Consider the following 1,153-nt stretch of genomic DNA (forward strand, 5'->3'; position numbering starts at 1 on the left):
GTGCCCGAGCCCTGCCGGGCGGTGAGCCAGCCCTCGGCGACCAGCTCGCCGTAGGCGTCGGCGACGGTGTTCCGCGCGACGCCGAGGTCGGCGGCGAGGGAACGGGAGGAGGGCAGCCGGGCGCCGGGGGCGAGCCGGCCGGTGCGGACGGCTTCGCGCAGGGCGTCCATGAGGCCGGTGCGCAGTCCGGGGCCGCGTAGCTCCAGGTGGAGGTCGGTGCCGAGGACGGTGCGCGGGACCGGTGGGACGCGCGCCTCGCCGGGTGCCGTATTGGCCCAGGAATCCGTCATGGAAGTGGACCATACGCCTGTGCCACCGGCTGCCTATCGTCGTTGGCATGACAACTGGCGAAGCGATCGGTACCCCCGCCCACACCCACACGTACGCCCCTGAGCACACCCCCCGCCTGGCCATGGCGAAGCTCGCGCCCGAGGTCTACAAGGCCATGGTCCGCCTGGACGCGGCGGCCCGGCACGGCGTCGACCCCACGCTCCTCGAACTGGTCAAGATCCGCGCCTCGCAGATCAACCACTGCGCGTTCTGCCTCGACATGCACACCAAGGACGCGCTGGCGGCCGGGGAATCGGTGGAGCGGATCATCCAGCTGAGCGCGTGGGAGGAGTCGCGGCACTTCTACACACCGAAGGAGATCGCGGCGATCGAACTGACCGAGGCGATCACCGTCCTGACGGACGGTTTTGTGCCGGACGCGGTGTACGAGGGGGCCGCCGCGCACTTCGACGAGACCGAACTGGCCCACCTGATCGCGGCGATCACCGTGATCAACAGCTGGAACCGGTTCTCGGTGGCGGCGCGGGCGGTCCCGGGCCACTACACGCCGGGCTCGCTCAAGAGCTGAGCCTCACAAGCCGAGCCTCAGGAGCCGGCCCTCCGCCTCCGCCCCGGGGCGACGAATGGGGTCAACTCGCATCGTTTGGTGACCGGAAGGCTGCGGCGCGTTTTGTCGTGCCTCCGCAAGGTCGTGTTCATCGGGTGGTCGCAGACGCGGACGAGTGTTCGCGTGCTTGCCGAAACACCCCCGAAAGGAACAACGATGGCCACATCGAACGATTCGGCGGACCTCCCCGACGGCCTCAGCCGCCGCCACGCGCTGGGCCTGCTGGGAACGGCGGGCGCCGGCGCCGCCGCGCTC

2 protein-coding genes are annotated in these 1,153 nt (G+C 70.7%); one reads left to right on the forward strand and one right to left on the reverse strand.

Annotated elements, in window-relative coordinates; translation table 11 throughout:
* Positions 1-290: winged helix-turn-helix domain-containing protein (locus GT042_RS11510; protein ID WP_237530708.1), on the reverse strand; the 290-nt coding region annotated here is incomplete at its 3' end.
* Between the two features lie 47 nt (positions 291-337).
* Here GT042_RS11510 and GT042_RS11515 point away from each other — a divergent pair.
* The gene (locus GT042_RS11515; protein ID WP_161308617.1) at positions 338-859 is read left to right on the forward strand and encodes a carboxymuconolactone decarboxylase family protein; all 522 of its coding nucleotides are present in this window, start codon (positions 338-340) and stop codon (positions 857-859) included.
* Positions 860-1,153: the final 294 nt, after the last annotated feature.

Source organism: Streptomyces sp. SID3212 (genome assembly GCF_009865405.1).
In the GTDB taxonomy this organism is placed as follows: domain Bacteria; phylum Actinomycetota; class Actinomycetes; order Streptomycetales; family Streptomycetaceae; genus Streptomyces.

Excerpts from the sequence above, each read along its gene's own strand:
- GT042_RS11515 (WP_161308617.1), top strand. The coding sequence starts at position 338 with ATGACAACTGGCGAAGCGATCGGTACCCCCGCCCACACCCACACGTAC.